The 5540-nt window shown below is 30.4% G+C and carries 3 protein-coding genes; all 3 read right to left on the reverse strand.

Going from position 1 to position 5540, the window contains the following annotated elements:
* Positions 1-341 precede the first annotated feature (341 nt).
* From J2Z42_RS14165 to J2Z42_RS14175, 3 genes are read right to left on the reverse strand one after another with little or no spacing between them, the layout of a single operon-like run.
* Positions 342-1622, reverse strand: a complete 1281-nt coding sequence (locus tag J2Z42_RS14165) for an efflux RND transporter periplasmic adaptor subunit (RefSeq protein ID WP_245331639.1) — start codon at positions 1620-1622, stop codon at positions 342-344.
* Positions 1623-1626: 4 nt separating this feature from the next.
* Entirely contained in the window at positions 1627-4770 is a 3144-nt protein-coding gene (locus tag J2Z42_RS14170; protein ID WP_209703415.1) for an efflux RND transporter permease subunit, read from the reverse strand.
* A gap of 15 nt (positions 4771-4785) precedes the next feature.
* Complete coding sequence (locus J2Z42_RS14175; protein ID WP_209703416.1) at positions 4786-5238, reverse strand: MarR family transcriptional regulator; 453 nt, start codon at positions 5236-5238, stop codon at positions 4786-4788.
* Between the last annotated feature and the right edge of the window lie 302 nt (positions 5239-5540).

Genomic DNA, 5540 nt, shown 5'->3' on the forward strand with positions numbered 1-5540 from the left:
ACTTTATTTCAGGATGGGCGGTTAAAAGTTCCCTTAAATCTTTTTCTGAATGTTTTTCTTTTGGTATTGAGTAAATCAAATCTTTTGACATAAAAATTTTACCCCCTTGTAAAATAATAAAAAAGTATAATTAATCCTTTATTTATACTAAAATGATAAAAAAAGAATAACTTTATTTTGATATTTAAATTTTTATATATGTATGATTTTATAATTAATATTTACATATGTCAATAGTAATATACATATTTATTGATTATTTTATAATAAATTGATACATAACTTTTTGAAAGATAAAAATTGCTGGCATATTTTATTATACCAGCAATTGCAAAGATTAATTAATATAGTATTTTGACTTTATCACCATCATTTAAGAAAGTTTGACCCTCTGGAACTATATTATCTTGATTATCTATTTTTGAAGATATTACTTCTGTTACTTTATCATTTGAAAGCCCTGTATCTATTGATATTTTCTTTATCTTATTATTTCTTACTATGAAAAGATAAGAAACACCATTTTCAACTTTTATAGCTTCATTAGGTACAGTCATCACATTATCTTTGTTTTGATCTGGAAAAGATACTTTTGAAAACATACCTGATTTTAATGTGCCATCGGTATTTGGTATTTTTATCTTAACCAAGTATTGTTGCGTTTTGCTGTCTGCATCAGGATCTATAGTATCTATAGTTCCTGTTAATTTTTTATTTGATAAAGAAGTAATTGTTATAGGTATAGATTGACCTACTTTAATTTTTGAAAGCATAGAATCAGGTACATCTGTTTCAGCCATGATTGAGCTTGAATCTATTATAGTTACACAAGGCTGTGTAGATGATGATATTTCTCCTTCATGTATATTAACTGCAGATACTACTCCAGATATAGGAGCTTTAATTGTATTATCATTTATCTGTACTTGAACTGAGTTCACTCCAGCCTGAGCTTGTGCTACTTGAGCCTGTGCAGCCTGAACTGATTCAGGACCAACTTTATCTTGTACTAAATTTAGATTTTGTTGTGCAGCTGAAACATTAGCAGACGCAGTATCTAATTTAGTTTTAGCATTGTCTAAATCTTGTTTAGGTGAAGCTCCAGAAGAATATAATTTTTGAGTTCTGTTGTAATTTGTTAGAGCATCATTGTAATTTATCTGTGCGGTTTCTAAAGTTTGTTCAGCTTGTACAACAGGCTGTTCAACTCCAGAGCTTTGAGTTTTATTTAAGTTTGCATTTGCAGAATCAACACTTGCCTGCTGCTGAGCCAATTGGGCATTTAAAGTGCTAGAATCAAGTGTAAAAAGTACATCACCGCTTTTTACAGCACTTCCGACTTTTACATTTAAAGTCTGAACTTTACCGGGTGTTTTAGGAGATAATGAAACAGTTTTATCAGCTGCAAGTTTCCCGGAATAATCTACTGTTGTAGATAAAGAACCAAGCTGAGGTTGAATTACTTTTACATTCTTTATATCACTTTGAGAAGTTATTTTTTTGTTTTTAATGGTATTATGTACTATAGCAGCTATTGCTAGGACAGCTAGTAATATACATATTATTTTTCCTATATTGTTTTTAAATATATCCTTTGTGAATGCAATTTTTTTAAATCTCAAAATACTACACCTCCTGAATTTCTGGTTGCTTTTTTCTTTTTTTAAATAAGTGATTTTTTAAGTCATCCATTAATGTATATACTATAGGTAGTATTATAGGTGTAAGAATTGTAGATGCAATCATTCCACCTATAACTACTGTTGCCATACTTGATTTCATTTCGCTGCCCTCACCAAGTGAAAGTGCAGATGGAAGCATACCTACAATCATTGTAGCAGAAGTCATTATTATAGGTCTAAGTCTTGTAGTACCTGAATCAATCAAGGCTTCTCTTAAGTTTTCTCCACGTTTCATAAGAGTATTTGTATAGTCAATTAAAAGAGTACCATTTTTAGATGCAAGTCCATCAAGCATTATAAGTCCTATAAGGGACATCATATTTAATGTTTTTCCCGTGATTGCAAGTATCGCAAAAGCACCAATCAATGCACAAGGTAAAGATATCATTCTTATAAATGGGGTAAGGAAAGATTCATATAGAACAACAAGTATCATATAAATAAGTATAAGAGATATACCAAGTGCTTCTATAAGCGAAGTAAAGTTATCTGACATACTCTGCTGGTCTCCACCAAATTTAATCTGATAACCTTCAGGAACCGAAAGTTTTTTCAATTTCTTAGTTATATCACTGTCTACGCTACCTAGTGATCTTCCCTGGATATTTGCTGAAATTGTAGCTACATCTTGTCTATCCTGTCTTGACATTGACTGCTGGCTATCAGCTTTTACTATAGTTGAAATTTGGCTTAATGGTACAGCTTCACCTGATTGGTTAAGTATTTTTATAGAGCCAATATCATCAGGAGTTTTTATAGTGCCGTCTTCAAATTTCACTGTTATATCATAGTCATCTCCATCTGTTCTATATACACCAGCTGTGGAACCTTGAATTGCAGTCCTTAGCACAGAGGATATATCTGATGATGATATGCCATATTGAGCTGCAGCAAGCCTGTCTATATTGACTCTAAGTTCACTTTTGCTTGATTTAGTAGAATTATTTACATCTATAACTCCTGGAACACTTTTTATTATACTTTCTACTTTATCAGATATTTCATTTAAAGTATCTGGACTGCTGCCTAGTATACTAATTGATATAGGATTACTATTTCCGCTTCCTACATTTGATTCTTGAACAGAAAAATCTGTTCCAGTTAAGTGAGCCTTACCCCAGGTTCTTACCTCTTTTGCAATTTCAGATTGAGAAAGTTTTCTTTCACTTTTAGGTTTTAGCATTACATATATGCCTGATGAATTTGAACCATCTGAACTTAAATCATTACCATTAGAACCAACAAAAGAGTAATATTTATCAATTCCATTAATTGTATGTAAGTGACTTTCAACCTGCCTTACTTTTTTATCCATTTGGTCCAAGGTAGCGCCAGAATCAAAAGTCATATTTATTGAAAACATACTTTGATCTGTAGTTGGTATAAGTTCTGTACCTATTGCACCAATTGGCAGTAAAGCAATAACAGCAATTAGACAAGCAACTGAAATAGCAAGTACTCTTTTTCTGTGATCTAAAGACCATATCAATGCTTTTTTATATGAAATGGTTACTCTATCTATAGAGGTTGATATTGAATTTAATATTTTAAAAGCTCTAGTTTGTTTAATTCGATACCAAATACCAGAAGTTTTTGCAGCTGATTTATTATCATCAATTTTTTTATATAATCTTGATGCAAGCATAGGTGTAATTGTAAAAGAAACAAATAGAGAGAACAATGATGCTACAGCTATTGTAATTCCGAATTCTTTAAAGAATTTTCCTGCCATTCCAGACATAAAAGCTACTGGCAGGTATACAACTACATCACACAAGGTTATTGCTACAGCAGCAAGTCCTATTTCCATACGTCCATCTATAGCTGCATTTATTGGATCTTTCTTCATCGCAAGATGCCGCTGTATATTTTCAAGCACAACAATAGAGTCATCTACCAGGATACCTATACATAGAGATAATCCCATAAGAGATAACATATTAAGTGTAAAATGAAGTACATGCATCATAAAAAATGTAGATATAAGTGAAGTAGGTATTGCAATAAGAACTATAAGTGAGGATTTCCAGCTTCTTAAGAATACGAGAAGTACCAGAGCAGTTGTTATAATACCTTCTACTAAGCTGTGCTTTATTTGAGTAAGTGATGATTTTATAAATGTAGTAGTATCATATGCAACTGTAACATGAATTCCAGATGGAATATTCTTTTTTATTTGATCAAGCTGTTTATAGACATTATTTACAGCCTCTACAACATTTGCATCACTTTGTTTTTGAATGCTTATTGCTATTGTATCTTTTCCATCCAAACGCAAATATTGACTTTTGTCAGGGTAATCTAGGTTTACATCAGCTATATCAGATAGATGAACAGTTCCATTTCCAGAAGAAGTAGGTACTAATATATTTTTAACTTCATTTATATCGTTAAATTGGCTCATAACTCGTACTGGCTGATTTAAATTTTCCTGCTTTATCTGTCCTGCAGGTATATTTATGTTATCAGATTGTAATTTAGTTACAAGTGTATTTATATTAACACCATATGATTCTATAGCATTTTTGTCCAATTTTATCATGAGTTGTTTTTTCTGTATTCCTTCTAGTGAAACATTTCCTATACCAGGAACTTTTTGAAGTGCCTCTTTTATATTATTTGATTCATTATACAATTCATCATGGGAAGCATTTCTCGATACTGATAATATTAATATAGATGAAGCATTCATGTCTATTTTAAATAAAACAGGCTTGTCTGCATTTTTAGGAAGTTTTGCCTGAGCATTATCAACAGCTTTTTGGACATCTAGAAATGCTGTATTCATATCAGTGCTCATTTTGAATTGTATCATAGTTTGTCCAACGCCTTCTCTAGCTGTGGAGTTTATTTTATCAATTCCACTTATACCAGAAACAGCATCTTCAATTGGTTTTACAATATCCGTTCTTATGTCACTAGCACTTGCACCTGCATAAGAGGTAGATATTGATATCATAGGTATATCCATAGATGGCATAAGGTTTGCCCCGAGATTTTTATAACCGTATATGCCAAGCCCGAGTAAGAACAATATAACCATAGTTATTGCTGCAGGCTTTTTTACAGATAGTTTCGTCAAGTTCATTTTTGTTACCCCTCCTTAGTTTTTTAAGTTGTTTTTGTAATTTATAAAATTACTATTTAATTTGGAAATGCCGCAATTTATTTTTTCTAAATCTTCTGTTTTAATAGTTTTAAGAAATTCTTCTAAAAAGTTTAGTCGGGATTTATTTACTTTTTTTATAATTTCATCTCCTTTATCTGTTAAATTTAATATAACAATACGCCTGTTGTCCTTAGGACGATGCCTTGTTATAAATTCATTGCTTAATAATTTATTACTCAAGCTTGTTACAGCAGAAGAAGTTATACCCATACTTTTAGCTAGACTGCTTACAGTACATGAACCATTATGTTTGAGTTCGGATAAGAAAATTATTTGGGGTACAGTTAAACCACCTATGTATTTTGAATTATTAAAAAAAGGTTTCGATATTAAAAAAAAATCAACTATATTTTTTTTAGCACTTTCCAATATATCGGGTCTATTCATTGAGTATATCCTCCTAAATGATTTGTATTTAATAAATGATAAATAATTAAATAATTAAGTGTTTAAACTATTTATAGATTTAATAAATTAAATTATATATTTTTTATGAATAAAGTTCAATAAATTATTAATAAGTTAACATGATATTCATATTCGTTAAATTTTAATTAGTTTAATGTTATAATTAGGGTATTTTGTTTTAGTAAAATCAGAAGTTTAGCACTTAAAAAATTTTTAGGACGGTAGTCCTCTAGATTATAAAGGTTTATGAGCATTTTTAGTAGAATTAATAAATTCCGATT

Origin of the sequence: Clostridium algifaecis (genome assembly GCF_017874415.1) — a bacterium.
Lineage (GTDB): Bacteria > Bacillota > Clostridia > Clostridiales > Clostridiaceae > Clostridium_B > Clostridium_B algifaecis.

What these genes read in the sequence shown, in the direction of transcription:
- J2Z42_RS14170 (WP_209703415.1), bottom strand. Translation starts at nt 4,770, where the DNA reads ATGAACTTGACGAAACTATCTGTAAAAAAGCCTGCAGCAATAACTATG.
- J2Z42_RS14175 (WP_209703416.1), bottom strand. Translation starts at nt 5,238, where the DNA reads ATGAATAGACCCGATATATTGGAAAGTGCTAAAAAAAATATAGTTGAT.